Here is a 25,697-nt window from a genome sequence, read left to right as displayed (position 1 = left end):
CCGGTCCTGTCCGCTCCGGACAACGGGGACAACCGAGGGCAACACGTCGCCGGCACCGGGGAGTTACGGGTGTTGCGCTACGTTGACGGAGTGACCGACACCGAATCGCGCATCGACACGTCCCGGCCGCACACCGCCCGGATATGGAACTACTGGACCGGCGGCAAGGACAACTACCCGGTCGACCGGGAAGCCGGCGACCGGATCGGTGAACTGCACCCCGGCATCGGGGAGTACGCGAAGGCGGACCGGCTCTTCCTGGGGCGGGCCGTGCGGTACCTGGCCCAGGAGCAGGGCATCCGGCAGTTCCTGGACATCGGTACGGGGCTGCCGAGCGCGGACAACACGCACGAGGTCGCCCAGCGCATCGCCCCCGACTCCCGGGTGGTGTACGTGGACAACGACCCGCTCGTCCTCGCCCACGCCCGGGCCCTGCTGGTCGGCACGCCCGAGGGGCGCACCGACTACCTGGACGCCGACCTGCGGGACATCGACACGATCCTGGCCGCCGCGGCGAAGACCCTCGACCTCTCGCAGCCGGTCGCCCTGATGCTGCTCGGTGTCGTCATCTTCATCGAGGACGACGAGGAGTCGTACGCCGTCGTCCGCCGGCTCATGGACGCGCTCGCCCCCGGCAGCCACCTCGTCCTCTCCCACACGGTCACCCACCCCGGCATGCCGGACGTCGACGAGGCGGTGGCGTTCTGGAACGAGCACGGCACCCCGAAGCTCACCCAGCGGACGCCCGCCGCCGTCGCGCGCTACTTCGACGGCCTGGAACTGCTGGAGCCCGGGGTGGTCTCCTGCTCCGCGTGGCGGCCGGAGACCCCGAGCGTGGATGTGGCGATGTACGCGGGCGTCGCCCGCAAATGAGAGGGGCGGGGGCCGCCCGGCCGGAGTGATCCGGGCCGGGAGGCCCCCGTACGGCCCGCCCGTGGAGGAGCCGTCCGCACGGCCTGTCCGGGGCCGGCCCTCAGGCGGTACGCCGCCGGCGCACCGCGCCCACCACCGCGTCGACCACCAGGAACCCGGCCAGGGTCACCCCCAGCACCGGCAGCGCCCAGCCGAGGGCGACGACCGCCGGGATGCCCAGGACCAGGACCGGCAGCGGGAGCCGCCGCCACGCCCCGGGCTCGGGTGCCCGGCCGACGAGCGCCCGGCGGTCGGCGCGGGTGGGGCGCCGCTGCCACCACATGCGGTAGCCCCAGACGGTCACCGCCGTCAGGCCGACGGCGACGATCGCCAGCGCGATCTGGTTGACCACCCCGAACAGCACGCCCATGTGCCCCTGCACACCGAGCTTGCTCAGCTTGCTCAGGGCCGGGTGGTCGGCCCATCGGGTGCGCGAGGTGACCTCGCCGGTGCTCGCGTCCACGGCGACCCGGTCGTAGTGCACCGGCCAGACGTTGTCGTTCTGCGCCACGGTCCAGGCGCTCGCCGCGTCCGCCGCGGGCGTGACCACCACCGTGCCGCCGAGCCCCGCGTTCCGGGCCGCCGCGAGGGCGGTGTCGAAGCCGGCCGGGTCGGCGTCGGCCGTCGCTCCGCCGGAACCGCCGTGCCCGGCGTGCTCGGAGTGGTCCTCCGCGGGGGCCTCGGCGCCCGGGAGCGTGGTGTCGAGGGCGGGGGCGTTGCCGTTCACCGCGTCCAGCAGCCGCCCGAACCGCTCACCCGCGTAGTTCGACCAGGTCAGCCCGGTGGCGCTGAGGAAGAGCAGCCCCAGGGCCAGCCACACCCCGGTGACCGCGTGCCAGCCGCGCGTCCGCCGCACTCCGCGCGCGCCGCGCTCGGGCAGCAGCACGCCCCGGGCCGACTTCGGGCGCCGGCCCCGGCTGCGCCGCCCGATCCAGAGGACCAGCCCGCCCGCCACGGCCACCCACAGCCAGCTCGCGGCGACCTCGGAGTACAGGCGGCCCGTCTCGCCCAGGTGGAGGTTGCGGTGGAGGTCGTCGAGCCAGGTGGTGAGCGGCGTCGACCCGAACCAGGTCGTCAGCTCACCCCGTACCTCGGCGGTGTACGGGTCCACGAAGACCGTGCGCTGCTTCTCGCCCAGCTCGGGCACCGCGAGCACCACCCGCGTGGTGTCCTCGGGCCCCGGCGGGGTGACCACCGACGCCGTGGTGCCCTCCGGGTAGGCGGCCCGCGCGGCGGCTATCTGCTCGGAGAGCGGCCGGACCGTCTCCCCGACCCGCTCGACCCGGAGCCGGTCGCCGTAGACGAGCTGGTCGAGCTGGGGCGTGAGCGTGTACGCCAGCCCGGTCAGGGCCGCCACCAGCAGGAAGGGGGCGACGAGCACGCCCGCGTAGAAGTGCAGCCGGGCCAGGAGATGCCGTACGGCCTCCCAGGAGCGGCCCGGCGGCTGTCCGGGACCGGGTTTCACGGGGCTGCCCGCGCCGCCGGTGTCCGCGCCGCCGGTCTCCGGGCCTGCGGCCTCCGGACCGTCGGTGTTCTGGTTCGTGGTGTCTTCGGGTCTGTGCGAAGTCTGAGACATGGGTGCTCCTCGGAGGGCAGGCCGGAGGAGGCTCCGTGCACCTGCCGATGGGAACCGGGTCCTGCCCGGGTGAAGGGAAGCGAGAGGCCGTCAGGCCACGGCTGCCGACGGTGGCCCGCGCCGACGGCGGGACCGGGCGAGGAGCGCCCCGAAGCGCATGGGGACGACCCCCGGCGGCGCCGGGCGCGACCGGGGGAGACCCGGGAGCGGGGAGGGGACCGGCCGGAGGGCGAGGCGGGGGAGGAACAGGGCGGCGAGACGGCGCAGCACCCGCTCCCCGTGGATCGCGCAGAGGGCCGTCCCGAGGGTGGCCGCCGCATGGGCCAGGGTCATCCCGGCGTCCATGACGTGACCGTCACCGGCATCCGGGGACCCGGCCATGTGGTGACCGTGCTCAGGGCCGTGACCGTGCCCGGACGCCGTCGCCGGGCGGTGGGCCCCGCCCGGGGAGGACAGGACGTGGAAGGCCTGGTGCAGCGCGAACTGCGTCCCGCCCAGCACCAGCGTCACGACGTCGAAGCGCCGCCGTCCCCCGCCGAAGAGCAGCGCCCCCTGCACCGTCAGGGCGGCGAACAGCAGGCCGAGCACCCCCGCGCCGGGCAGTCGTCCGCCTGCGGCGACATGGCTCACGGCGCCGAGAATCAGACATGCGGCACCGCAGAGCAGACCCCTGGCCGCCCGTGTCGGCCAGCTGCCCGGTGCACGCATGGAGACAAAATAGCCAGCCCAGGGCCCGCTCTCGCCCGTGGGGTGTGCGTCCTGGTCTCTTCCCATGCGGCAGTAGTCGGCCAGCTGGCCGAAAAAGTTCCCATGCATTTTCAGCCAGACGAAGAGCCGGGCGGGCCCTCGCGGGAAACGCCGCAGGGGTGGGGTGCCGGCCCGGCATCCCACCCCTGCGCCCCCGTACCCGTGCGGGCTAGCTGATCGCCTTGATCAGCTCACCGTTCTGGGTGTCTCCGCTCAGCTCCCAGAAGAACGTGCCTCCCAGGCCCTGGTCGTCCTTGTACGCCATCTTGGTGCCGATGGTCTCCGGGGTGTCGTAGCTCCACCAGTTGGTGCCGCAGTGGGCGTACGCCGTACCGGCCACCGTGCCCGTGACGGGGCAGCTGTCCTTGAGGACCTTGTAGTCCTCGATGCCCGCCTCGTACGTCCCCGGCGCCGCCCCGGTCGCGCTGCCGCCCGGCTCGGACTGGGTCACCCCGGTCCAGCCCCGGCCGTAGAAGCCGATGCCCAGCAGCAGCTTCTCCGACGGGATGCCGAGCGACTTCAGCTTCGAGATCGCGGCGTCGGAGTTGAAGCCCTCCGTCGGGATGCCCGGGTAGGAGGTCAGCGGGGAGTGCGGGGCGGTCGGCCCCTGGGCCGCGAAGGCGCCGAAGAAGTCGTACGTCATCGGCAGGTACCAGTCGAGATGCTTCGCCGCCCCGGCGTAGTCCACCGCGTCGATCTTGCCGCCGTCGGAACCGTCCGCGGTGATCGCGGAGGTGATCAGGTTGTCGTTCCCGAAGGCCTTGCGCAGCTCGCCCAGCAGCTCGCCGTAGGCGTCCCGGCCGCTGGTGTCACAGGTCAGGCCGCAGGCGTTGGGGTACTCCCAGTCGATGTCGATGCCGTCGAAGACATCGGCCCACCGGGGGTCCTCGACCAGGTCGTAGCAGGACTTCGCGAAGGCGGCGGGGTTCTGGGCGGCCTCACCGAAACCGCCCGACCAGCTCCAGCCGCCGAAGGACCAGAGGACCTTGATGTCCGGGTGGAGTTCCTTGAGCTTGCGCAACTGGTTGAAGTTGCCGCGCAGTTCCTGGTCCCAGGTGTCCGCGACCCCGTCGACCGACTCCTCCGCGGTGTACGCCTTCTCGTAGTCGGCGTAGGCGTCACCGATGGTGCACTTGCCGTTCTGCACGTTGCCGAACGCGTAGTTGATGTGGGTGAGCTTCTCGGCCGAACCCGACGTCACGATGTTCTTGACGTGGTAGTTCCGGTCGTAGACACCCCAGTTGGTGAAGTAGCCGATCACCTTGTCGCCGGCCGCCGTGGGGGAGGCGGTGGCCGCGGCCGGCCGGTCGGCGGGGGCCGCTCCGGCGGGGGACGTGCCCGCGACGCCGAGCAGGGTGGCGCCGAGGGCCGCCGTACAGGCGGCCGCGGCGAGCGCCCGGAGCCGGGCGCGGGGACGGTGCAGTCTGAGCATCGTGGCTCCTCGTGGGGGAGGGCTGGTGCGTGGGGGGGGTGCAGGGCCGGACTCCGGGCCGTACGCGCCCGGTTTGGCATGAACGCGGTAAGGCGTTCGTGGGGGAAACCGTAGGAGGACTAGACCAGTTGGGTCAATGGTTCGGACCAATTCCCTGATCAACGCGGTGGTCCCCATCCCCTCTGACCAGCACGTCACCCCGTGACGGGACGCATTCGATCGGGCATACTCAACCCGCCACAGCCGCTGACCCACGCCCCCCGAGACCCGGGCGGGCAGGATCGGCTGGGCAGTCTGTTTCCTCCCGGTCCCGCACCGGGAAGAGATCACCCGGCGGCGCCTCTCACACCCCGAGCGCGCGCCCGTCGCAACGCCCGACAGGGAGGAGAGCGCCGTCATGTCCGACCGTGCCCCGCAGCCGGTGGAACGCCGTCTGCCCACCGAGGAGTCCCGGCAGCTCGTCGCGCTCGTCCGCGACATCGTGTCCAAGGAGATCGCTCCCCGGGCGGCCGAGGAGGAGGAAGCCGGCCGCTTCCCGCGCGAGGTCTTCACCCTCCTCTCCGAATCAGGCCTCCTCGGGCTTCCCTACGGCTCCGGCCACGGCGGCGGTGACCAGCCCTACGAGGTCTACCTCCAGGTGCTGGAGGAGCTGGCCGCCGCCCGTCTCACCGTCGGCCTCGGCGTCAGCGTCCACTCCCTGGCCTGCCACGCCCTCGCCGGATACGGCACCGACGCGCAGCGGGCCGCACACCTCACGGAGATGCTCTCCGGCGGTCTGCTGGGCGCCTACTGCCTCTCCGAGCCCGCCTCCGGCTCCGACGCCGCCTCCCTGCGCACCAAGGCCGTGCGCGACGGCGACGACTGGGTCGTCACCGGCACCAAGGCGTGGATCACCCACGGCGGTATCGCGGACTTCTACACCGTGCTCGCCCGCACCGGCGTCGAAGGGCCGCGCGGCATCACGGCCTTCCTCGTCCCCGGCGACGCCGAGGGGCTGAACGCCGCGCTCCCCGAGAAGAAGATGGGCATGAAGGGCTCGCCCACGGCCCAGCTCAACTTCGACGGCGTACGGGTCGGTGACGACCGCCGCATCGGCGAGGAGGGCCAGGGCTTCGCCATCGCCCTCTCCGCGCTCGACTCCGGCCGCCTGGGCATCGCCGCCTGCGCGATCGGGGTCGCCCAGGCGGCCCTGGACGCGGCCGTCGCGTACGCCACCGACCGCCGCCAGTTCGGCCGCCCCATCGCGGACTTCCAGGGACTGCGCTTCATGCTGGCCGACATGGCCACCCAGATCGAGGCCGGCCGGGCGCTCTACCTGGAGGCGGCCCGGCTGCGCGACGCGGGCGAGCCCTTCTCCCGCCAGGCGGCCATGGCGAAACTCTTCTGCACGGACGCGGCCATGCGCGTGACCACCGACGCCGTCCAGGTCCTCGGCGGCTACGGCTACACGCAGGACTTCCCGGTCGAGCGGCTGATGCGCGAGGCCAAGGTCCTGCAGATCGTCGAAGGCACCAACCAGATCCAGCGCATGGTCATCGCGCGCCACCTCGCGGGTCCGGAGACCCGCTGACCCTCGGCGGCCGGTCCGGCCGGACGGGCAGCGCGGCGGCCCGGGCCCACTCCGGGTCGCGGTGGCCCGGCACGGTCCGGCCGCTGCTCCGCCAATGCCGCAGCAGGTCGCTGTAGATGGGCGGATCGAGGGGAGAGGCGGTCGGGGAGTCACCGGTCGGGCGAGGCGGGGGCAGCGGCTGCTGAACCGATTCTTCGGAGACCGGAGGGGCGAGCCGGCGGCGGCCCGAGCCGACGGGTGAAGGCAGCGTGGTCATACGGGGTGAACGCGCCGGGCCGGGCCGGGGTCACTGCCCGTCCGATCCGAGTGCCAGTTCGGCGGGTGCCCGCGGGCGGAGCGCCGGCGCGGAGGATGTGCTCTGCGGGCACCACGGCGGACGGGCCGTCGTGGTGCGGGCAGACAGCGGGCCACCCCGTGTGCGGCGGAGGGGCCGGAATCGCGGTGATGTCGTCAGTGCTACGGCCGCGGGCGGCGGCTCAGGCGGCCTCGCGCCGCATCCGGTCCATGCGCAGCGGACGGGAGCCGGGGCCCCCGGCGTGGGAGAACGGCTGCATCCGCCAGTCCAGTCCCTGGGGAAGCGTCAGCAGCAGCCCCGCCTCCTGCTCCTGGGGGTCCAGCGTCTCGTCGGCGGGCCGGGCGTCGGCCGCCGTACGGCCGGTGCCGGAGCAGACCGTGAGGCCGAACGGGTTCCACGGCGAGGGGCACCGGGCGTGCTCGGGCAGGACGTCCTCGTCGGCCAGCAGGGCGATGGGCTGGGCGCAGTCCGGGCAGACCACCCGGAACATCTCGAACATGTCGTACACATCGGCGCCTTCGTCCTCGTCGGGATCGACGGGCTCCGGTTCGGTACGCGCGGTGAGCTTCGTGCTCTGCATGGGATCTTCCCCCCTCGGGTGGGCCGGCACAGCGCCACGGCCTCGACCACAGCAAGCACTTCCCTCCGCGCGCGGCCGATAACCGCGAGTGGCCCCGCTACCGACCCGTAGGTCTGTGGCGTTCGTCACATGCTGCCCGCAGGTGCCGAACCGTGACCCGCGCGACTGTGCCGATGGGCGTCCGGGGCCATAGGTTGATCCGCATGGAGGAGCTGGACCGTCAGATCGTTGAGTTGCTCGTCAAGGACGGGCGGATGAGCTACACCGACCTGGGCAAGGCCACGGGCCTGTCCACCTCGGCCGTTCATCAGCGCGTCCGCCGGCTCGAGCAGCGCGGGGTGATCCGCGGCTATGCCGCCGTCGTCGACCCCGAGGCCGTCGGGCTGCCCCTGACCGCGTTCATCTCGGTGAAGCCGTTCGACCCCAGCGCGCCCGACGACATCGCCGAGCGGCTGGCCGGGGTGCCCGAGCTGGAGGCCTGCCACAGCGTCGCCGGGGACGAGAACTACATCCTCAAGGTGCGGGTCGCCACGCCCCTGGAGCTGGAGCACCTGCTCACCCGCATCCGCTCGCTGGCCGGCGTCTCGACCCGGACGACCGTGGTGCTCTCCACCCCGTACGAGGCCCGGCCGCCGCGCGTCTGAGGGGGGCGCGGGAAGGGCGGCTCCCGGCAGGCGCGAGACTGGTTCCATGACCGAGAGCACCGCCCCCCAGAGCGCCCCCGACCACCGCACCCTGCTGCTGCGCGGGGGAGACGTCCACAGTCCCGCCGATCCGTTCGCCACCGCGATGGTGGTGGAGCGCGGGCAGGTCGCCTGGGTGGGCTCCGAAGGGGCCGCCGACGCCTTCGCGAGCGGCGTCGACGAGGTCGTCGACCTGGAAGGGGCCCTGGTCACCCCGGCGTTCACCGACGCCCATGTGCACACCACCGCGACCGGTCTGGCCCTCACCGGCCTCGACCTCTCCGGCGCCCGTACGCTCGCCGAAGCCCTCGGCCTGGTCCGTGCGTTCGCGAACCGGCACGGCGCCGGGGACGTCCTGCTCGGCCACGGCTGGGACGCCGCGCGGTGGCCCGAGCGCCGCTACCCCTCGCGCGCCGAACTCGACGAGGCGGCCGGCGGCCGGGCCCTCTACCTGCCCCGGATCGACGTGCACTCCGCCGTCGTCACCACCGCCCTGCTGGACCTCGTCCCGGGCGTCACCGAGCTGGCCGGATACCACCCCGACGCCCCCCTCACCGGCGACGCCCACCACGCCGTACGGGCCGCCGCGCACGCCGCCCTCACCCCGGCCCAGCGGACCGCCGCCCAGCGCGCCGCGCTCGACCACGCGGCCTCCCTCGGCATCGGCACCCTCCACGAGTGCGGCGGGCCCGAGATCTCCGACGAGGAGGACTTCACCGGGCTCCTCGCCCTCGCCGCCGAGCGGCCCGGCCCCCGGGTGTTCGGCCTCTGGGCCGAGGAGATCGCGGACGGAAAGGGTGCCCGCCGCATCCGGGAGCTGGGCGCGATCGGCGCGGCCGGCGACCTCTTCGTGGACGGCTCCCTCGGCTCGCACACCGCCTGCCTCCACCAGCCGTACGCCGACGGGGAGGGGACCGGCACCGCCCACCTGGACGCCGCCCGGATCGCCGCCCACGTCACCGCCTGCACGGAGGCCGGGCTCCAGGCGGGGTTCCACGCCATCGGGGACGCGGCCGTCACCGCTGTCGTGGCGGGCGTCCGCGCCGCCGCCGAGACGCTTGGCCCGGCCCGGGTCCGCGCCGCCCGCCACCGCGTCGAGCACGCCGAGATGCTCACCCCCGAGACCATCGCCGCCTTCGCCGAGCTGGGCCTCACCGCCTCCGTCCAGCCCGCCTTCGACGCCGCCTGGGGCGGCCCGGAGGGCATGTACGCCCAGCGCCTGGGCGCGGAGCGGGCGGCCACCCTGAACCCGTACGCCGCCCTCCTGCGCGCCGGGGTCCCGCTCGCCTTCGGCTCCGACGCCCCGGTCACCCCGCTCGACCCCTGGGGCACCGTGCGGGCCGCCGCCCACCACCGCACCCCCGAGCACCGGATCTCCGTCCGGGCCGGGTTCACCGCCCACACCCGGGGCGGCTGGCGGGCCATCGGCCGCGACGACGCCGGGCTCCTGGTGCCGGGCGCCCCGGCCGACTACGCCGTCTGGCGGACCGCCGAACTCCTGGTCCAGGCGCCCGACGACCGGGTCGCCCGCTGGTCCACCGACCCGCGCTCCGGCACACCCGGTCTGCCGGACCTGACCCCCGGGGCCGAACTGCCGGTCTGCCTGCGGACGGTGGTCTCCGGACAAACGGTCTACGTACGCCCGAACGAGTGACGTCGGTGGATTCCGTACCGCCGATCGATGGCTCACTCCCGCGTGCGCGACCTGCGCATCCCCGGCACTGACCAGGCAATTTGGGCAAAAGCCGCAGGTCGCACGGGTGTTGACAGAACGCGCCCACGGGCCGGTAGGTTCGGCCGGGTCCACCACAGGACGTCCGACCGGTGAAGCCACCACGCAGTCGTCGAACGCCGCTGGGTCATGGGGTGGTGTGCCGCACCGGCGCACCGCCACTGACAGCCAGGTTCAGCGCCCGCGCCTCGGGGGCGAGGGAAGGTTTCAGCCGGACGGAGGGTGCGACCCGGGTGGGGCCCGGACGTTCAGTAGACAACGGCTCTCGGTCGACCCGCAGCCAGCGGGTCCCAGGTCGGCCCGAAGGGCGCCGGGCCCCGATCCGCAGTTCCGTCCGCCTGTCCGAATCCCGCGCGAATCCGCGGTTCCGCCCGGATTCTGTCCACGGTTCCGTCCGTCTGACCGGCCTGTGCCACGCGAGACACGACCGCGCAGGCCCCCGGTGGCTGTGTGCTGGATATGGTGTCCCTCTGTGTACGGACTCTAAGGGGCAGTAGTGAACGACGGCGGTCAGAGGCAGTTCGGCCCGCTCGGCAAGGTGCTGGTGATCATCCCGACCTACAACGAGGTCGAGAACATCGGGCCGATCGTCGACCGGGTGCGCACGGCCGTGCCGGATGCCGACATCCTGGTGGCCGACGACAACAGCCCCGACGGCACGGGCAAGGCGGCCGACGAGATCGCCGCGGCCGACGACCAGGTCCACGTCCTGCACCGCAAGGGCAAGGAAGGGCTCGGCGCCGCCTATCTCGCGGGCTTCGCCTGGGGCACCGAGCACGGCTACGGCGTCCTCGTCGAGATGGACGCCGACGGCTCCCACCAGCCCGAGGAGCTGCCCCGGCTGCTCACCGCGCTCAAGGGCGCCGACCTCGTCCTCGGCTCCCGCTGGGTGCCCGGCGGCCGGGTGGTCAACTGGCCCAAGAGCCGCGAGGTCATCTCCCGGGGCGGCAGCCTCTACTCCCGCGTGGCCCTCGGCCTCTCCGTCCGCGACGTCACCGGCGGCTACCGAGCCTTCCGCACCGAGACCCTCAAGGGCCTCGGACTCGACGAGGTCGCCTCGCAGGGGTACTGCTTCCAGGTGGACCTGGCCCGCCGCTCGGTCGAGGCCGGCTACCACGTCGTCGAGGTCCCCATCACCTTCGTGGACCGCGAGGTCGGCGACTCCAAGATGAGCCGGGACATCCTCGTCGAGGCGCTGTGGCGGGTCACCGGCTGGGGCATCAGCTCCCGCGCCAACAAGGTCCTGGGCCGCAAGAAACCCTGACGGCCGCCCGAGGCTCCGTCGGCGTTCGTACGGGGGCGGGTCGCGGTCACCCGGCTCCGCGTCGCGGTGACGACTCCGCGTCGCGGTGACGGCTCGGCGGGGCGGTCCATGATCACCCCCTTGCGCCGCTTCCACCTCCGTACGGGCACACTGGATGCATGACGACCGGCACCCCGCCCCCGATCCGTCCCCGGCGCTCACGCGTCCGTAGATTCCTGCCCCTGGCCCTCGCCGCCTGGCTGGTCCTGGAGATCTGGCTCCTGACCCTGGTCGCCTCGGCCACGAACGGGCTCACCGTCCTGCTGCTCCTGGTGGCCGGGGCGGTCCTCGGCACCGTGGTGATCAAGCGCGCCGGGCGCCGCGCCTTCAAGAACCTCACCGAGACCCTCCAGCAGATGCCGGGGCAGCCCGGCGCCGCGGAGGCCCCGCAGGTCGCCGGCGGCAAGGGCGGCCGGGGCAACGGACTGCTGATGCTCGGCGGGCTGCTCCTCCTGATCCCCGGCCTGGTCTCGGACGCGGCCGGTCTCCTCCTGCTGGTGCCCCCGGTCCGCACCCTGATCAGCCGCCGGGCGGAGCAGTCCCTGGAGCGCCGGATGCGGGCCGCGTCCCCCGGCAGCTTCTCGGACGCCTTCCAGCAGGCCCGGATCCACCGGCCGGACGGAAAGGTCGTCCAGGGCGAGGTCATCCGCGAGGACGGCACACGGCCCCCCTCCGGTCCCGACGACGGCCCCCGGGACCCGCGTCCGCCGCTCACCCCCTGAGGCCGCGCGCTGCGGCGCCCTGCATGTGACCAGAGGTACACGTGACAAGAGCCGCGGGCCGTGACACATGTTCTGTGTCACGGCCCGCGGCTCTGATGCTGTGCTGTTGTCGCGCTCGGTGCGCTCTCCCGCGGAGTGCGGGATCACGCTGCGGTGGTACGCGGTCGAGGGTCAGGCAGACTTCCTGCTGTCCCGCGGGTGCACGGCGATGTTCATGGCGCCGGAGCGCAGGACGGCCAGCCTCTCGGCCAGCACCTCCTCCAGCTCCTCGCGGGTACGCCGCTCCATGAGCATGTCCCAGTGCGTACGCGCAGGCTTGCCCTTCTTCTCCTCGGGGCCATCCCCGTCCACCAGGAGTGCCTGGGCGCCGCACGCCTTGCACTCCCACTCCGGCGGAATCTCCGCCTCCACCGAGAACGGCATCTCGAACCGATGTCCGTTCTGGCATGCGTACTCCACCGCCTGGCGCGGGGCCAGATCGATGCCGCGGTCCGTCTCGTAGCTGGTAACCACAAGTCGCGTGCCGCGAAGAGCTCGCTCACTCATGAATCGTGCCTCCCGGGCTTGTCGCCCACAGGACAAAATGTCGCTGTCGTCGTCATCCGGTCAACGTCCGGTCGGTGGCAAAGATTCCCGTCGCCGGTCATGCGTCGCCCGTTCGTGCCGCTGCTGTATCTGGGTTGAGTACCCACCCTTGCCCGGTTTGTCACCTCTCGTGGGTGTTGTCACCCAACGGTCGAGCCTCTTCCACTCGCAGTAACGGTCCTCCGGGCAGGCCAAAGGCGTACACTACCGGCCTTTGACTTCGACGTCTAAATCCGTCCGGGTACCGGGTTGCCCGCGGCCTCGATCGCCCGCCGCACCGGCACCCTCGCGAGCAGCACCGCGCCGAGGGCGAAGAACACGATCAGCGAGATGATCGCCTCCCGGTAGCTGCCGGTCAGCTGGTACGCCAGACCGAACACCAGGGGCCCCAGCCAGCTCAGACCCCGGTCGCTCATCTCGTAGGCCGAGAAGTACTCCGCCTCCTTGCCGCGCGGCACCAGATGGGAGAAGAGGGAGCGGGACAGGGCCTGGCTGCCGCCCAGCACCAGCCCGATGGCCGCCGCCAGGACGAAGAAGAAGACGGGCGCGTCGGAGGGCAGCAGATAGGCGGCGACCAGGATCGCGGTCCAGACGACGAGCGAGCCCAGGATCGTGCGCTTGGCGCCGTACACCCGGGCGAGCCGGCCCATCCCGAGCGCCCCCGCCACCGCCAGGACCTGTACCAGCAGCACGGCGACGATCAGGGTCGACTGGTCGAGCCCCAGCTCCTCGGAGCCGTACAGGGACGCCTGGGAGATCACCGTCTGGATCCCGTCGTTGTAGACGAGATAGGCGAGCAGGAACGAGAGCGTCAGCGGATGGCGCCGCATGTCCTTGAGGGTCGCCATCAGCTGCTTCCAGCCGGAGCCGACGGCCCCCTCCCCGTCCGGCGCGACCCGCCGGTCGCGCAGCCTGCGCAGCGGTACGAGGGTGAACGCGCCCCACCACACACCCGCCGACGCCAGACAGATCCGTACCGCGTCGGACTCCGTCAGCCCGAAGGACTCGTGGCCGGTGTAGAGGATCAGGTTGAGGACGAGCACCAGGGCGCCCGAGGTGTAGCCGAAGGCCCAGCCGCGCGAGGAGACCGCGTCGCGCTCCTCGGGGGTGGCGATCTGCGGCAGATAGGCGTTGTACAGGACCATCGACACCGAGATCGACGCGTTCGCCACGATCAGCAGGAACGCGCCCAGCAGATAGCGGTGGCCGTCCAGGAGGAACATCCCGGCCGTCGCCGCCGCCCCCGTGTAGGCGGCCGCCGCCAGCAGCGGCTTCTTCCGTCCCGTACGGTCCGCCGCCGCGCCCACGATCGGCATCAGGATCACGGCCACCACGATGGAGGCCGAGACGGAGTACGCGAAGAGCGAGCCCGCGCGGACGGGGATGCCCAGGGGGTGGACGAAACCGTCGGGGTCGGCCGCCGCCTTGGCGATCGACGTCAGATAGGGACCGAGGAAGACGGTCAGCACGCTGGTGGAGTAGACGGAACAGGCGAAGTCGTAGAAGTACCAGCCGCGCTGTTCCCGTTTGCGGGCGGTCGCCGTCGCGTCGCCCGGCGGTCGGCCGGCCGGTTCGGCTGTTCCTGTGGTGCCGGTGCTCAACCCGCGCCCCCTCGGTTCTCGCGTGCGGACGCGGACGGACCCGGCGTCAGGACCAGGCCCCCCGCTCGCTCAGCACCGTACGCAGCGTCTCGATGTGATCGGTCATGATGCCATCCACCCCGAGGTCCAGGAGCCTCCTCATCCGATCCGGTTCGTTGACCGTCCAGACGTGCACCTGGAGCCCCCGCGCGTGCGCGGTGCGGACGAAGCGGGCGTCGACCACGGGGATGCCGCCCTGGCGTTCGGGAACCTGCGCGCAGACCGCCCCCGTGCGCAGTGCCGCCGGGATGCCCCAGGAGCGCAGCCGCAGCCCCAGGACGCCGCGTACGCCGTACGAGGTGGCCAGGCGCGGGCCCGCGATGCGGTGCGCGCGGGCGACCCGGGCCTCGGAGAACGAGCCGACGCAGACCCGGTCCCAGGCGCCGGTCCGGTGGATCAGCTCCAGGAGAGGTGCCAGGGCGGGCTCCGCCTTGAGGTCCACGTTCCAGCGGGCCTCGGGGAACTCCTCCAGCAACTCCTCGAAGAGGGGGAGGGGTTCGGTGCCGCCGACCCTGGCCCGGCGCACCTCGCTCCAGGGCAGGGCGGAGATCCTGCCAGTGGCGTCGGTGACCCGGTCCAGGGTGGCGTCGTGGAAGGCCACGAGGCGGCCGTCCGCCGTGGTGTGGACGTCGGTCTCGAAGTAGCGGTAGCCCGCCGCGGCCGCCCTGCGGAAGGCGGCCGCGGTGTTCTCCACGCCGTCCGCCGCCCCGCCGCGGTGGGCGAAGGCGAGCGGTGTCGCGTGGTCGAGATAGGGGTGGCGGCTCGGTTTCACTGCGGCAGTATGGCCTGCCCGGATGGAGGGGTGGCAACAGGGGCGGGTCCGGCGGGCGGCGTGGGGGTGGCCGCCCCGGTGGGCGGAGTGAGGGGCGACGGTCCGCTGGCCGCCGGGGCGGGCGCCGGGAGCTGGAAGACCCGCAGGAAGAGCTGGGCCAGCGGGCCGATCGCCAGGGCGTACAGGACCGTACCGGCCCCGAGCGAGCCGCCGAGCAGGAAGCCGGTGACCACGACGGCCACCTCGATCGCCGTCCGGACCAGCCGGATCGAGCGGCCCGTGACCCGGTTCAGCCCGGTCATCAGCCCGTCGCGCGGGCCCGGGCCGAAGCGGGCCGCGATGTAGAGGCCGGTCGCCACCCCGTTGAGCACGATCCCCAGGACCATCACCGGTATCCGGGCCCCGAGGCCGTCCACCTCCCCGACGAAGGCGAGCGTCCCGTCCATCGCCAGGCCCACCACGAAGACGTTCGAGACCGTGCCGAGCCCCGGCCGCTGCCGCATCGGGATCCAGAGCAGCAGCACGATCGCGCCCACGATGATCGAGACGACCCCGATCGAGATGCCGGTCAGCTCCGCGAGGCCCTGGTGCAGGACGCCCCACGGCTCCAGACCGAGTCCGGCGCGGACCAGCAGCGCCGAACTCGCCCCGTACAGCGTCAGACCGGCGTACAGCTGGACCAGCCGCCGGGTGAGATGAGTGGGCCTCCGGTCGGTGGTCCTGGACACGCGTTGCCCCCTGGTGTGGTGGTAGTGGACTGCTGCGTGTCACTCTGTGGCAGGGGATCGGCCACCAGATATGGCCAATTCGAGGAAGGTGGACTGATTTCGATGGCGCAGTGGACTTCGACCGTGGGGGCGGCCCAGCTCGCCCGGCAGCTCCAGGCCCAGCAGCCCCGGCCCACCGGTCCCGGCGGACGGAAGCCGCCCGCCTACCGCGCGCTGGCCGACGGCGTGCGGCTGCTGGTGCTGGAGGGCCGGGTCCCGGTCGCCGCCCGGCTGCCCGCCGAACGCGAACTGGCTCTCGCCCTCGCCGTCAGCCGCACCACCGTCGCCGCCGCCTACGAGGCGCTGCGCGCGGAAGGGTTCCTGGAGTCGCGGCGCGGGGCGGGCAGCTGGACCGCCGTCCCGGCCGGCAACCCGCTGCCCGCCCGCGGCCTGGAACCGCTGCCCCCGGAGTCGCTCGGCTCCATGATCGACCTGGGCTGCGCCTCCCTGCCCGCCCCCGAGCCCTGGCTGACCCGGGCCTTCCAGGGGGCGGTCGAGGAACTGCCCCCGTACGCCCACACGCACGGCGACTATCCGGCCGGGCTGCCCGCCCTGCGGCGGATGATCGCCGAGCGCTACACGGCACTCGGCATCCCCACCATGCCCGAACAGATCATGGTCACCACCGGGGCGATGGGCGCCATCGACGCCATCTGCCACCTCTTCGCGGGCCGCGGCGAACGGATCGCGGTCGAGTCGCCCAGTTACGCCAACATCCTCCAGCTGATGCGCGAGGCGGGCGCCCGGCTCGTCCCGGTCGCGATGGAGGAGGGCATCGGCGGCTGGGACATGAACCGGTGGCGCCAGGTGCTGCGCGACTCGGCGCCCCGGCTCGCCTATGTGGTGGCCGACTTCCACAACCCGACCGGCGCGCTCGCGGACGAGCAGCAGCGCCGCGACCTGGTCGACGCCGCCCGCTCGGCCGGCACCGTCCTGGTCGTCGACGAGACCATGAGCGAACTCCGCCTCGACCCCGACACCGCCATGCCCCGCCGGGTCTGCGCCTTCGACCCGGCCGGCAGCACCGTGCTCACCGTCGGCTCGGCCAGCAAGGCGTTCTGGGCCGGGATGCGGATCGGCTGGGTCCGGGCGGCCCCCGACGTCATCCGCTCCCTGGTCTCCGCCCGCGCCTACGCGGACATGGGCACCCCGGTCCTGGAACAGCTCGCCATCAACTGGCTGATGGGCACGGGCGGCTGGGAGCAGGCGGTGGAGATGCGGCGCGACCAGGCACGGGAGAACCGCGACCAGCTGATCGCGGCGGTGCGCCGGGAACTGCCGGAGTGGGAGTTCGCGGTGCCGCGCGGCGGGCTGACCCTCTGGGTGCGTACGGGAGGGCTCTCCGGCTCCCGGCTGGCGGTGGCGGGCGAGCGCGTCGGCGTACGGGTGCCGTCGGGGCCGCGGTTCGGGGTGGACGGGGCGTTCGAGGGCTATGTGCGGCTGCCGTTCACGGTGGGCGGCCCGGTCGCGGAGGAGGCGGCGGTCCGGCTGGCGGCGGCGGTGGAGCTGGTGCGGTCGGGCGCGGGCGCGGGGGCGGACGCACCGCGGAGCTTCGTGGCCTGAGGGTCGCGACGGCCCTGAGGGTCTCGACGGGTTCGACCGGCCTGAGGGAGCCGAGGTGGCCGGACCGGGGGCGTCCGCGCCGGGCGCGCGGGACCTGCGCGGCCCGAGAGGTTCCACGGCGCATGAGGACGGGCGGGGAGCGGCCGTCCGGCCCGCTCCCCGCCCGTCCTGTCTCCGTCCGTCCCTGCGTGCGGGGCCCGTTCACCCCTCCGCGATGGCCGCCTTCGCCTTGGCCAGCTGCCCGGCCGGTACGGCCTCGACCGCCACCGGCACCTCGGCGGTGTCCCGGTCGTCGTGGGCGTCCACGGCGGCGGGCGCGTCGTCCGGCCGCGGGGCGGCGACCGGCCGTTCGTCCCCCGGCCGCTCCGGCAGCACGTCGAGCACCGCCTGCCGGTGGGCCTCGCTCGCGTCCTCGTCGTACGGGTCCGGGGTCGCCGGGACCTGGAGCCGCAGCACCGGCCCGGTGCCCAGGCGGGCGTAACCGCGTCCGGGCGGGACCTCCGCCGGCGGGGTGGTGTTCGGCCCGGCGCCCAGCACGGCGGTGATCTGCTCGGGCGAGGCCGGGCCGAGGACGACCCGGGCCCGGGTGTGGGTCCGTACGGTCTCGCCCAGCGTCTCCAGGGCGTCGAACTGGTCGGCCAGGACGACGGTGACCCCGGCCGCCCGCCCGTGCCGCAGCGGCACCTGGAGCAGCTCCTGCGGGTCGGGCCTGCCGTCGGCCGCCGCGAGATGGCCGAGGACGCCGGGGCGGTCCAGCAGGATCCAGAGCGGGCGCTTGATGTCCTCGGGGAGGGGGTGGCCGCCCTGGCGGGCCCGGTTGGCGAAGATCAGCCGCCGCTCCGTCTCGTGGGCCGCCCACTCCAGGGTGGCCAGCGCCCCGCCGAGGCCGGACTCGACGGCGAGGACCCCGGCGCGGCCGACGAGTGCGCCGTACTCACCCGTGCCGCTGCCGTCCACGACGAGGACGTCGCCCTGCTGGAGGGCCTGGAGGGCGATCGAGCGGATCAGGGTGGTGGTGCCGCTGCCGGGCTGGCCGACCGCCAGCAGGTGGGGCTCGGTGGAGCGGCTGCCGGTCCGCCAGACGACGGGGGCGGCGTCCACGGTGGTGTCGCCGTCCCGGACCGGGACCGTACGGCGTACCGCGTCCGGGTCGGTGAAGCCGAGGACCGTCTCGCCGGGGGCGGTGACGAAGCGCTGGGCGGCGACGGCGGTGGAGAGCGGTCCGAGCACGGTCATCACCAGGCGGTTCGCCTCCTCGTCCCAGGCGAAGTGGTACTCGCGGCCGCGCCCCGACTTGGTGTGCAGCAGCTGCTCGATCCGGGCCCGCGCGGCGGCCTCGCCGTCGGTGAAGTAGGCCGGGTAGGAGACCTGGAGGCGGACGAGGCGCCCGTCGTCGTCGAAGGCGTAACCGGAGAAGGCCTTCTCCCAGTCGCCGCCGTGGGCGAAGAGCGGTTCGGGGTCGTCGGCCACCGAGAAGTACGGCACGAGCGCCTCGTACAGGGCGCGCAGGCGGGTGGACTCCGCCTCGTCCGGGCCGGTCTTCACGGGGGTCCGCTCCCGCCCCTTCCACGCGGCGGCGCCCATCACCGTGATCAGGGCCAGGATCGGCCCGTACGGCACGAGCGCCACGGCGAGCAGACAGGCCGCGGCCAGGAACAGCTTGGGACCACGCCGTTCCTTGGGGGTCGCGACCCACTTCTGCCGGCCGGAGACGGCCAGCAGCCGCAGACCACGGACGATCGTGATCAGCGGGTGGAGCACATCGGTGGCACTGTCGGCGGCCGTGCGCGCGATCTCTCTGCTGCGAGTGATCGAGGCGCTGCCGCTGCTCAGAATGCGGGGGAGTGGTCGCCGGGCCACAGCTGTCTCCTGAAGGGGTGGGAGCGGTCGTGGAGCGTCAGAACTTGATCCCGCCCAGCAGGCCGGCGAGGCTCGCCCCGCCTGCCGTGATGCTCGGCGCGATCGCGGTGCCGGCCAGGTAGAAGCCGAACAGCGCGCAGACGATGGCGTGGGATGCCTTGAGCCCGTCCTTCTTGAAGAACAGGAAGACGACGATGGCGAGCAGGACCACGCCCGAGATGGAAAGGATCATGAGTGGATCTCCTGGTTGAGGGGACAGTCACCATGAGTCCTTCCAGGATCACGCGAAGTATCTATACGATAAAAGGTGCAATCAGGTGAATAAAGCGCTTTTTCACTGGAGTGGCGGAGCGTGACCCGTGGCCCGCGCGCGGTATTTCGCCGCCCGTGCCGGGCAGGAACCACCCGCGGTGATCTTTTGCCGCAACCGGGCCCGGTCATGTGCGACCCGGAGCAGTACCCTGTCGATTCACTCGTACGGCCCCCCGCCGTACACCCCCCGGTCAACCACGGCGGCCCCGGCCGCCCGCACGGTCAAGGAAAGGCGGCCCGCGCAATGAGCGAAACTCCCGATCCCGAGGTGGTCGAGCTGGCGACCAAGGTGTTCGACCTGGCCCGCACCGGCGGGACCGAGGCGCTCACCGCGTACGTCGACGCGGGCGTCCCAGCCAACCTCACCAACGACCGGGGGGACTCGCTGCTCATGCTCGCCGCCTACCACGGGCACGCCGAGGCCGTCACCGCCCTCGTCGCCCGCGGCGCCGACCCGGACCGGGCCAACGACCGCGGGCAGACGCCGCTGGCCGGAGCCGTCTTCAAGGGCGAGGCCGCCGTCATCGACGCCCTGCTCGCCGCGGGCGCCGACCCGGCCGCCGGAACGCCCTCCGCGCGGGACACGGCGCAGATGTTCGGCAAGGCCGACCTGCTGGAACGCTTCGGTGCCCGTTGAGCGGGCGGTGGGCGCGCCCGCGGGCGTGTCCGCCGAGGGGTCCGCTGACCGGTCCGTCGTAAATGTGGTCGCGGTGGCGAAATGGCTGGGTCATCATGACGTCGCGGGTCCGTTTCGGGCCACCGACGAGAGGCAGAGGAAGATGCTCTACACCAAGCGGAAGACGGCGGTCGGCCGATCATGTCACTGCGCGGCGTAGGGGTGTCCCCGTACACCCCCCTCGTGCCCACCGGCACGGGGCACTGCACAGTCCCGGTTGCGTCGACAGCTTGATGTGAGGCCTTCTCCCATGTTCGATCCATTCATAGCGCCGAGCGGCACCCTGCTCGGCCTGCTGCAGAGGGGCCGCGGCGACGGCACGCTCCACGCGCTCGCCGCACCGCGCCCCGAAGCCCTCGCCGCCCTCAACCACTGCGTGGTGAGCGACCCCCGGCACGACTGGCAGGTGGAGAACCGCTCCCTCTACTACGCCCGTCTCTACCTGGATCTCGACGGCGGCATCGAGGAGATCGAGCGCCACCTCGGTGACCCCGACGACCACACGGACACCGACGACTCCCGTACCGGACTCGCGCTCTCCGTCCTCGGCCACCTCGCCTCCTACGGGCGCGACGACGCCCTGGCCCTGCTCCGCCGCTACGCGGCCACCGGGGCCAACTGGGCCTGGGCCCTGGACGAGCTGGCCCTGCGCGACGACGACGCGGGCCTGCGCTCCCTCGCCCTCCCCGTCCTGGGTCGCTTTCCGGCCACCGAGGAAGGTACCGCCGCACTGGCCGCCGCCGTCCGCGACTCCTTCGAGCCGCGCCCCTGGCGGCTCTGGGCCGACGACCCGCGCGAAGCGGTCGGCGCCCGGGTGCGGGCCGCCACCGAACAGGGCTCGTTCGACCGCTGGCAGCGCCAGATGCGCTCCGGCGGCCCCCGCCCCGGCTGGAGCGTCGAGGCCGTCTTCGACTGGGCCCAGCAGGCCCTGGAGCGCGGCAGCGCCCTGCACGTCCCCGCGGCCCGCTGCCTCTCCGCCGTCGCCGGACCCGAGGACCGTCCCCGGATCCTCCTGGCCGCCCGCGACGGTTCCGAAGGCGCCCGCTGCGCCGCCCTGCACTACCTGGCCGAGGCGGCCGACCCCGCCGTGCTCGACCTCATCGAGACCGCCGCCACCGGCCCCGCCCGCACGGTGGCCGACGCCGCCGTCGCCGCCTTCGAGCGGATGACCGGGGACGAGGCCGTGGAGCGCGCCCGCCGCTGGGCCCGCCGCCCCGACGCCCTCGGCGCCTCCGCCGCCGGGATCCTCGCCTGCCGAGGCACCGCCCAGGACGCTCCCCAAGTCCTCGGCGCCCTCCGGGAGGCCGTGCGCGGCGACGGACCCGACGCCCCCCGGCTCTGGTGCCTGGTCGACGGGGCCGGCCGCCTCGGCATCGGCTGCGCCGCCCCCGTCCTGCGCCACATCTACCGGGAGACGTCCTCCTCGCACCTGCGCGGCCGGACCGCCCGCGCCCTCGCCGCCACCGACCCCTCCTTCCCGACCGGGTTCGCGGTCGAGTGCCTGTGGGACTGCGAGGAGACCACCCGCGAGGTGGCCGCCCTGCACGCCGAGACCGGGGACATCCGCGTCGCCGAACGGCTGCGCCGCCTCGCCGCCGACCCGGCCGAGGAGGCCGAGGTGCAGACGGCGGTCCGCAGCCGGATCGGACCCGACGCACCGGCCCTCTGACCGGGCGGTCCGCGGAGGGGAGGGGGCGTTGTCAGACCCCCCTCCTACGCTTCTCACCATGGACATCAACGAGTGGTGGGGGCTCGTCGAACGGGCCCGCGAGGCGGCCGGGGACCGGGCGGACGACCGGGACGCGCCGGACGACCCCCTGCCCGACGCGCTGACCGAGGTGCTCGCGGCCCTGGAGCCCGCGCGGATCGTGGACTTCGCCGTGACGGCGTACGGGGTGACCGCCTCGGCCTACCGGTGGCCGTTGTGGAACGCGGCGTATCTGATCGAGGGCGGCTGCGGCGACGACGGCTTCATGGACTTCCGCGACGGGCTCGTCCTGCTCGGCCGGGAGGTCTTCACCCGCGCGGTGGCCGACCCGGACTCCCTGGCGGAGCTGCCCGTCGTGGTCCGGATGAGCCGGGGCGAGCGCGGCTGGATCGGCTACGAGACGCTGGAGGGACCGGTCAGGGAGGCGTACGCGCGCGCCGGGGGCGCGGCCGAGGGATTCCACGCCGCCGTGGAGAGCGCCCACGGTGGCCGGATACCGACCCGGGAGCCGGGCGGGGAGACCTGGGACGTGGAGGACGCCGACGCCACGCGCCGCCGGCTGCCCCGGCTGGCGGCGCTCTTCGAGGAGTAGGCCCCCGCTCTGCCTGCGGGTTCGCGCCCGCAGGCAGAGAATGGCGCCATGACCGGACGCTGGGAGTTCTGGATCGACCGGGGCGGCACCTTCACCGACGTCGTGGGCCGCCGCCCCGACGGTCGGCTGGTCACCCGCAAGCTCCTCTCCCACGACCCCGGGCGCTACGACGACGCCGCCGTGGCCGGAATCCGGCTCCTCCTCGGCCTCCGTGACGGCGAGCCGGTGCCCGCCGACCGGGTCGCCGCCGTCCGCATGGGCACCACCGTCGCCACCAACGCCCTCCTGGAGCGCAGGGGCGAGCCCACCGTCCTGCTCGTCACCGAGGGCTTCCGGGACGCGCTGCGGATCGCGTACCAGAACCGGCCCCGCCTCTTCGACCGCCACATCGTCCTCCCGGAGCCCGTCCACGAGCGCGTGATCGAGGTCCCCGAACGGACCGATGCCGAGGGCCGCACCGTACGGCTCCTCGAACTCGACTCCGTACGCGAGCGGTTGCGGGCCGCCCACGCCGACGGGCTGCGCAGCGCCGCCGTCGTCCTCCTGCACGGCTACCGCCACCCCGCCCACGAACAAGCCGTCGCGGAGGCCGCCCGCGAGGCCGGGTTCACCCAGGTCAGCACCTCCCACGAGGTCAGCCCGCTCATCAGGCTGGTGCCCCGGGGCGACACCACCGTCGTCGACGCCTATCTCTCACCCGTGCTCCGCCGGTACGTCGACGAGGTCGCCGCCCGACTCGAAGGCATCCGGCTGCTCTTCATGCAGTCCAACGGCGGACTGCGCGAAGCCGCCGCGTTCCGGGGCAAGGACGCCGTCCTCTCCGGCCCGGCCGGGGGCGTCGTCGGCATGGCGCGCACCTCGCGGCAGGCCGGCCACGACCGGGTCATCGGCTTCGACATGGGCGGCACCTCCACCGATGTGTCCCACTACGCCGGGGAGTTCGAACGGGAGCTGGGCACACAGGTCGCCGGGGTGCGGATGCGCGCCCCGATGATGAGCATCCACACCGTCGCGGCGGGCGGCGGCTCGCTGCTCCACTTCGACGGCCGCCGCTACCGGGTCGGCCCGGACTCCGCGGGCGCCGACCCGGGACCCGCCTGCTACCGGAAGGGAGGCCCCCTCACCGTCACCGACGCCAACGTCATGCTCGGCCGCATCCAGCCCGCCCACTTCCCCGCCGTCTTCGGCCCCGACGGCGACCGGCCGCTCGACGCCGACGTCGTACGCGACCGGTTCGCGGAGCTGGCCGACGAGATCGGGCGCGCCACCGGACAGCGGCCCACCGAGGCCGATGCGGCGGCGGGCTTCCTGGAGATCGCCGTCCTCAACATGGCCAACGCCGTCAAGAAGATCTCCGTGCAGCGCGGCCACGACATCACCCGCTACGCCCTCACCGGCTTCGGCGGCGCCGGTGGCCAGCACGTCTGCGCCGTCGCCGACGCCCTGTCCATCGACACCGTCCTGATCCCCCCGCTCGCCGGGGTGCTCTCCGCGTACGGCATCGGCCTGGCCGACGCCACCGCGATGCGCGAGCAGTCCGTGGAGGCCGAGCTGGACGAGACCGTACGGGAGCGCGTCGAGCAGCTCCGCGCGGAGCTGGCCGACCGGACCCGGGACGACCTGCGGGCCGACGGAGTGCCCGATTCCGCGATCGGCACCCGGGCCCGGATCCTGCTGCGGTACGCGGGGACGGACGCGGCGCTCGCCGTGGAGCCGGGCTCCGTGGCCGCGATGACCGAGGAGTTCGGCGCCGCGCACCGCACCCGGTTCGGCTTCACCATGGACCAGCCGATCGTGGTCGAGACCGTCTCCGTCGAGGCCACGGGCACCACCGGCGAGCACCGCGCGAGCCCCCTCGGCCCCGGACCGCGCGAGGGCCCCCTCCGCCCCCGCGCCACCGTGACCCTCTACGCCGAGGGGCGTGAGCGGCAGGCGCCCCTCCACCGGCGCGAGGACCTCCGCCCGGCCGACACCGTCACCGGGCCCGCCGTCGTCGCCGAGGACGACGCCACCACCGTCGTCGACCCCGGCTGGCAGGCGACGGCCGCCCCCACCGGCCACCTGGTGCTCACCCGGGCCAGGCCCCGGCCCGCCCGGACGGCCGTCGGCACCCGGGTGGACCCCGTGCTGCTGGAGGTCTTCAACAGCCTCTTCATGTCGATCGCCGAGCAGATGGGCGTCCGCCTGGAGAACACCGCCCACTCCGTCAACATCAAGGAGCGCCTCGACTTCTCCTGCGCCCTGTTCGACGCCGACGGCAACCTGATCGCCAACGCCCCGCACATCCCGGTCCACCTCGGCTCCATGGGGGAGTGCGTCAAGGAGGTGCTCCGGCGCAACCGGGACACCCTGCGCCCCGGGGACGTGTACGCCGTCAACGACCCGTACCACGGCGGCACCCACCTCCCCGACATCACCGTGGTCACCCCCGTGTTCGACGAGGGGACGCTCCGGTTCCTCGTCGCCTCGCGCGGCCACCACGCCGAGATCGGCGGCACCACCCCCGGCTCCATGCCCGCCTTCAGCCGGACGGTCCACGAGGAGGGCGTGCTCTTCGACAACTGGCTCCTGGTCCGCGACGGGCACCTCCGGGAGGCCGAGACCCGCGAACTCCTCGCCTCCGCCCCGTACCCCTCCCGCTCCCCGGACACCAACCTCGCCGACCTCCGCGCCCAGATCGCGGCCAACGAGAAGGGCATCGCGGAACTCCGCCGCATGGCCGGCGAGTTCGGCACGGACGTCGTCACGGCCTACATGGGACACGTCCAGGACAACGCGGAGGAGTCCGTACGCCGGATCGTCGCCGGGCTCCAGGACGGCAGCTTCCGGTACGAGACCGACGGCGGGGCCGAGATCCGGGTGGCGCTCACCGTCGACCGGGAGGCCCGCAGCGCGGTGATCGACTTCACCGGCACCTCCCCGCAGCAGCCCGGCAACACCAACGCGCCCCGCTCCGTGGTGACGGCCGCCGTCCTGTACGTCTTCCGCACCCTCGTGGGGGAGGACATCCCGCTCAACAGCGGCTGCCTGAAACCCCTGGACGTACGGATCCCGCCCGGATCGATGCTCGACCCGGCCTACCCGGCGGCCACCGTCGCGGGCAACGTGGAGACCTCGCAGGCCGTCACCGGGGCGCTGTACGGGGCGCTCGGCGGCCAGGCCGAGGGGTCCGGCACCATGAACAACCTCACCTTCGGCAACGACCGCGTCCAGTACTACGAGACCATCGCCTCCGGCTCCGGGGCGGGCGACGGCTTCGACGGCACCGACGCCGTACAGACCCATATGACCAACTCCCGCCTCACCGACCCCGAGATCCTGGAGTGGCGGCTGCCCGTACGCCTGGAGAGCTTCACGGTCCGCGAGGACAGCGGTGGCGCGGGGCGGTGGCACGGCGGCGGGGGAGTGGAGCGCCGCCTCCGCTTCCTGGAGCCGGTCACGGTGACGCTGCTCTCCGGGCACCGCCGGATCCCGCCGTACGGGGCCGGGGGCGGGAGACCGGGGGCGCTCGGGGAGCAGTACATCGAGCGGGCGGACGGCGGGACGGACCCGCTGCAGGGGTGCGACACCGCGGAGCTCGCCGCCGGCGACGTACTCGTGGTGCGGACGCCGGGCGGCGGGGGGTACGGGGATGCGGGCGCGTAGCTCCGAATCGTGGTGGCGCGGTCCG

General features: G+C 73.5%; 21 protein-coding genes. 11 read left to right on the top strand and 10 right to left on the bottom strand.

Annotated elements, in window-relative coordinates:
- Positions 1 to 90: 90 nt before the first annotated feature.
- Positions 91 to 873, top strand: a complete 783-nt coding sequence (locus tag ACQ9ZG_RS03920) for an SAM-dependent methyltransferase (protein ID WP_109917676.1) — start codon at positions 91 to 93, stop codon at positions 871 to 873.
- 100 nt (positions 874 to 973) lie between these two features.
- Here ACQ9ZG_RS03920 and ACQ9ZG_RS03915 read toward each other — a convergent pair whose 3' ends face one another.
- The 3 genes from ACQ9ZG_RS03915 to ACQ9ZG_RS03905 form a co-directional block, all read right to left on the bottom strand.
- A complete protein-coding gene (locus ACQ9ZG_RS03915; protein ID WP_499279919.1) occupies positions 974 to 2,488 on the bottom strand; it encodes a PepSY-associated TM helix domain-containing protein in 1,515 nt (504 codons plus the stop codon).
- A 90-nt stretch (positions 2,489 to 2,578) separates the two neighbouring features.
- Positions 2,579 to 3,118 carry a hypothetical protein gene (locus ACQ9ZG_RS03910; protein WP_109917377.1) on the bottom strand — a complete coding sequence of 180 codons (540 nt, stop codon included), beginning with the start codon at positions 3,116 to 3,118 and terminating at the stop codon, positions 2,579 to 2,581.
- 286 nt (positions 3,119 to 3,404) lie between these two features.
- The gene (locus ACQ9ZG_RS03905) at positions 3,405 to 4,667 is read right to left on the bottom strand and encodes a glycoside hydrolase family 18 protein (RefSeq protein WP_499279918.1); all 1,263 of its coding nucleotides are present in this window, start codon (positions 4,665 to 4,667) and stop codon (positions 3,405 to 3,407) included.
- A gap of 397 nt (positions 4,668 to 5,064) precedes the next feature.
- Here ACQ9ZG_RS03905 and ACQ9ZG_RS03900 point away from each other — a divergent pair, with 397 nt between their 5' ends.
- A complete protein-coding gene (locus tag ACQ9ZG_RS03900; protein ID WP_109914378.1) occupies positions 5,065 to 6,237 on the top strand; it encodes an acyl-CoA dehydrogenase family protein in 1,173 nt (390 codons plus the stop codon).
- Between the two features lie 476 nt (positions 6,238 to 6,713).
- On the opposite strand, the gene ACQ9ZG_RS03895 is transcribed toward ACQ9ZG_RS03900, so the two are convergent.
- Positions 6,714 to 7,112 (bottom strand): hypothetical protein, encoded by a 399-nt coding sequence (locus tag ACQ9ZG_RS03895; RefSeq protein WP_018490166.1) that lies wholly within the window; start codon positions 7,110 to 7,112, stop codon positions 6,714 to 6,716.
- Between the two features lie 203 nt (positions 7,113 to 7,315).
- Here ACQ9ZG_RS03895 and ACQ9ZG_RS03890 point away from each other — a divergent pair, with 203 nt between their 5' ends.
- The 4 genes from ACQ9ZG_RS03890 to fxsA all read left to right on the top strand — a co-directional run bounded on the left by ACQ9ZG_RS03890 (position 7,316) and on the right by fxsA (position 11,552).
- Positions 7,316 to 7,756, top strand: a complete 441-nt coding sequence (locus ACQ9ZG_RS03890) for an Lrp/AsnC family transcriptional regulator (RefSeq protein WP_018490165.1) — start codon at positions 7,316 to 7,318, stop codon at positions 7,754 to 7,756.
- 46 nt (positions 7,757 to 7,802) lie between these two features.
- Positions 7,803 to 9,449 (top strand): amidohydrolase, encoded by a 1,647-nt coding sequence (locus tag ACQ9ZG_RS03885; protein WP_499279917.1) that lies wholly within the window; start codon positions 7,803 to 7,805, stop codon positions 9,447 to 9,449.
- Positions 9,450 to 10,023: 574 nt separating this feature from the next.
- Positions 10,024 to 10,791 carry a polyprenol monophosphomannose synthase gene (locus tag ACQ9ZG_RS03880; protein WP_028419738.1) on the top strand — a complete coding sequence of 256 codons (768 nt, stop codon included), beginning with the start codon at positions 10,024 to 10,026 and terminating at the stop codon, positions 10,789 to 10,791.
- Positions 10,792 to 10,949: 158 nt separating this feature from the next.
- Positions 10,950 to 11,552, top strand: coding sequence for an FxsA family membrane protein (fxsA, locus tag ACQ9ZG_RS03875; protein ID WP_109915715.1), 603 nt, complete (start codon positions 10,950 to 10,952; stop codon positions 11,550 to 11,552).
- 171 nt (positions 11,553 to 11,723) lie between these two features.
- On the opposite strand, the gene ACQ9ZG_RS03870 is transcribed toward fxsA, so the two are convergent.
- From ACQ9ZG_RS03870 to yczE, 4 genes are all read right to left on the bottom strand, one after another.
- Complete coding sequence (locus ACQ9ZG_RS03870; RefSeq protein WP_003959706.1) at positions 11,724 to 12,098, bottom strand: RNA polymerase-binding protein RbpA; 375 nt, start codon at positions 12,096 to 12,098, stop codon at positions 11,724 to 11,726.
- A gap of 266 nt (positions 12,099 to 12,364) precedes the next feature.
- Positions 12,365 to 13,738: an MFS transporter gene (locus ACQ9ZG_RS03865; protein WP_028419736.1), complete on the bottom strand. Its 1,374-nt coding sequence runs from the start codon at positions 13,736 to 13,738 to the stop codon at positions 12,365 to 12,367.
- A 46-nt stretch (positions 13,739 to 13,784) separates the two neighbouring features.
- A complete protein-coding gene (locus ACQ9ZG_RS03860; RefSeq protein WP_109915716.1) occupies positions 13,785 to 14,549 on the bottom strand; it encodes a glycerophosphodiester phosphodiesterase family protein in 765 nt (254 codons plus the stop codon).
- A complete protein-coding gene (gene yczE, locus ACQ9ZG_RS03855; protein WP_109915717.1) occupies positions 14,546 to 15,277 on the bottom strand; it encodes a membrane protein YczE in 732 nt (243 codons plus the stop codon). The genes ACQ9ZG_RS03860 and yczE overlap by 4 nt, the downstream gene beginning before the upstream one ends.
- Before the next feature lie 102 nt (positions 15,278 to 15,379).
- Between yczE and ACQ9ZG_RS03850 the strand changes: the two genes are divergently transcribed.
- Positions 15,380 to 16,879, top strand: a complete 1,500-nt coding sequence (locus tag ACQ9ZG_RS03850; RefSeq protein ID WP_165273604.1) for an SCO1417 family PLP biosynthesis transcription factor — start codon at positions 15,380 to 15,382, stop codon at positions 16,877 to 16,879.
- A gap of 201 nt (positions 16,880 to 17,080) precedes the next feature.
- Here the strand turns inward: ACQ9ZG_RS03850 and ACQ9ZG_RS03845 are convergent, their stop codons facing one another.
- Together ACQ9ZG_RS03845 and ACQ9ZG_RS03840 are read right to left on the bottom strand one after the other, a co-directional pair.
- Complete coding sequence (locus ACQ9ZG_RS03845; protein WP_499279915.1) at positions 17,081 to 18,739, bottom strand: hypothetical protein; 1,659 nt, start codon at positions 18,737 to 18,739, stop codon at positions 17,081 to 17,083.
- A gap of 37 nt (positions 18,740 to 18,776) precedes the next feature.
- Positions 18,777 to 18,971, bottom strand: coding sequence for a hypothetical protein (locus ACQ9ZG_RS03840; protein WP_003970432.1), 195 nt, complete (start codon positions 18,969 to 18,971; stop codon positions 18,777 to 18,779).
- A 324-nt stretch (positions 18,972 to 19,295) separates the two neighbouring features.
- Between ACQ9ZG_RS03840 and ACQ9ZG_RS03835 the strand changes: the two genes are divergently transcribed.
- The 4 genes from ACQ9ZG_RS03835 to ACQ9ZG_RS03820 all read left to right on the top strand — a co-directional run bounded on the left by ACQ9ZG_RS03835 (position 19,296) and on the right by ACQ9ZG_RS03820 (position 25,672).
- The gene (locus ACQ9ZG_RS03835; protein WP_109917057.1) at positions 19,296 to 19,688 is read left to right on the top strand and encodes an ankyrin repeat domain-containing protein; all 393 of its coding nucleotides are present in this window, start codon (positions 19,296 to 19,298) and stop codon (positions 19,686 to 19,688) included.
- A gap of 289 nt (positions 19,689 to 19,977) precedes the next feature.
- Positions 19,978 to 21,396 (top strand): HEAT repeat domain-containing protein, encoded by a 1,419-nt coding sequence (locus ACQ9ZG_RS03830; protein ID WP_499279914.1) that lies wholly within the window; start codon positions 19,978 to 19,980, stop codon positions 21,394 to 21,396.
- A 58-nt stretch (positions 21,397 to 21,454) separates the two neighbouring features.
- On the top strand, positions 21,455 to 22,027 hold the full coding sequence (locus tag ACQ9ZG_RS03825; protein ID WP_028419729.1) for a DUF4240 domain-containing protein: 573 nt from the start codon (positions 21,455 to 21,457) through the stop codon (positions 22,025 to 22,027).
- A gap of 48 nt (positions 22,028 to 22,075) precedes the next feature.
- Entirely contained in the window at positions 22,076 to 25,672 is a 3,597-nt protein-coding gene (locus ACQ9ZG_RS03820) for a hydantoinase B/oxoprolinase family protein (protein WP_499279913.1), read from the top strand.
- Positions 25,673 to 25,697: the final 25 nt, after the last annotated feature.

It is taken from the genome of Streptomyces araujoniae, from assembly GCF_050871195.1.
In the GTDB taxonomy this organism is placed as follows: domain Bacteria; phylum Actinomycetota; class Actinomycetes; order Streptomycetales; family Streptomycetaceae; genus Streptomyces; species Streptomyces bacillaris.
Note: the sequence above shows the minus strand (reverse complement) of the source record. Positions and strands in the feature narration are given on the sequence as shown.

Bases quoted from the DNA above. Each gene is read 5' to 3' on its own strand.
- ACQ9ZG_RS03915 (WP_499279919.1), bottom strand. From the start codon at position 2,488: ATGTCTCAGACTTCGCACAGACCCGAAGACACCACGAACCAGAACACC.
- ACQ9ZG_RS03905 (WP_499279918.1), bottom strand. From the start codon at position 4,667: ATGCTCAGACTGCACCGTCCCCGCGCCCGGCTCCGGGCGCTCGCCGCG.
- ACQ9ZG_RS03900 (WP_109914378.1), top strand. From the start codon at position 5,065: ATGTCCGACCGTGCCCCGCAGCCGGTGGAACGCCGTCTGCCCACCGAG.
- ACQ9ZG_RS03895 (WP_018490166.1), bottom strand. From the start codon at position 7,112: ATGCAGAGCACGAAGCTCACCGCGCGTACCGAACCGGAGCCCGTCGAT.
- ACQ9ZG_RS03890 (WP_018490165.1), top strand. From the start codon at position 7,316: ATGGAGGAGCTGGACCGTCAGATCGTTGAGTTGCTCGTCAAGGACGGG.
- ACQ9ZG_RS03885 (WP_499279917.1), top strand. From the start codon at position 7,803: ATGACCGAGAGCACCGCCCCCCAGAGCGCCCCCGACCACCGCACCCTG.
- fxsA (WP_109915715.1), top strand. From the start codon at position 10,950: ATGACGACCGGCACCCCGCCCCCGATCCGTCCCCGGCGCTCACGCGTC.
- ACQ9ZG_RS03870 (WP_003959706.1), bottom strand. From the start codon at position 12,098: ATGAGTGAGCGAGCTCTTCGCGGCACGCGACTTGTGGTTACCAGCTAC.
- ACQ9ZG_RS03850 (WP_165273604.1), top strand. From the start codon at position 15,380: ATGGCGCAGTGGACTTCGACCGTGGGGGCGGCCCAGCTCGCCCGGCAG.
- ACQ9ZG_RS03840 (WP_003970432.1), bottom strand. From the start codon at position 18,971: ATGATCCTTTCCATCTCGGGCGTGGTCCTGCTCGCCATCGTCGTCTTC.
- ACQ9ZG_RS03835 (WP_109917057.1), top strand. From the start codon at position 19,296: ATGAGCGAAACTCCCGATCCCGAGGTGGTCGAGCTGGCGACCAAGGTG.
- ACQ9ZG_RS03830 (WP_499279914.1), top strand. From the start codon at position 19,978: ATGTTCGATCCATTCATAGCGCCGAGCGGCACCCTGCTCGGCCTGCTG.
- ACQ9ZG_RS03825 (WP_028419729.1), top strand. From the start codon at position 21,455: ATGGACATCAACGAGTGGTGGGGGCTCGTCGAACGGGCCCGCGAGGCG.
- ACQ9ZG_RS03820 (WP_499279913.1), top strand. From the start codon at position 22,076: ATGACCGGACGCTGGGAGTTCTGGATCGACCGGGGCGGCACCTTCACC.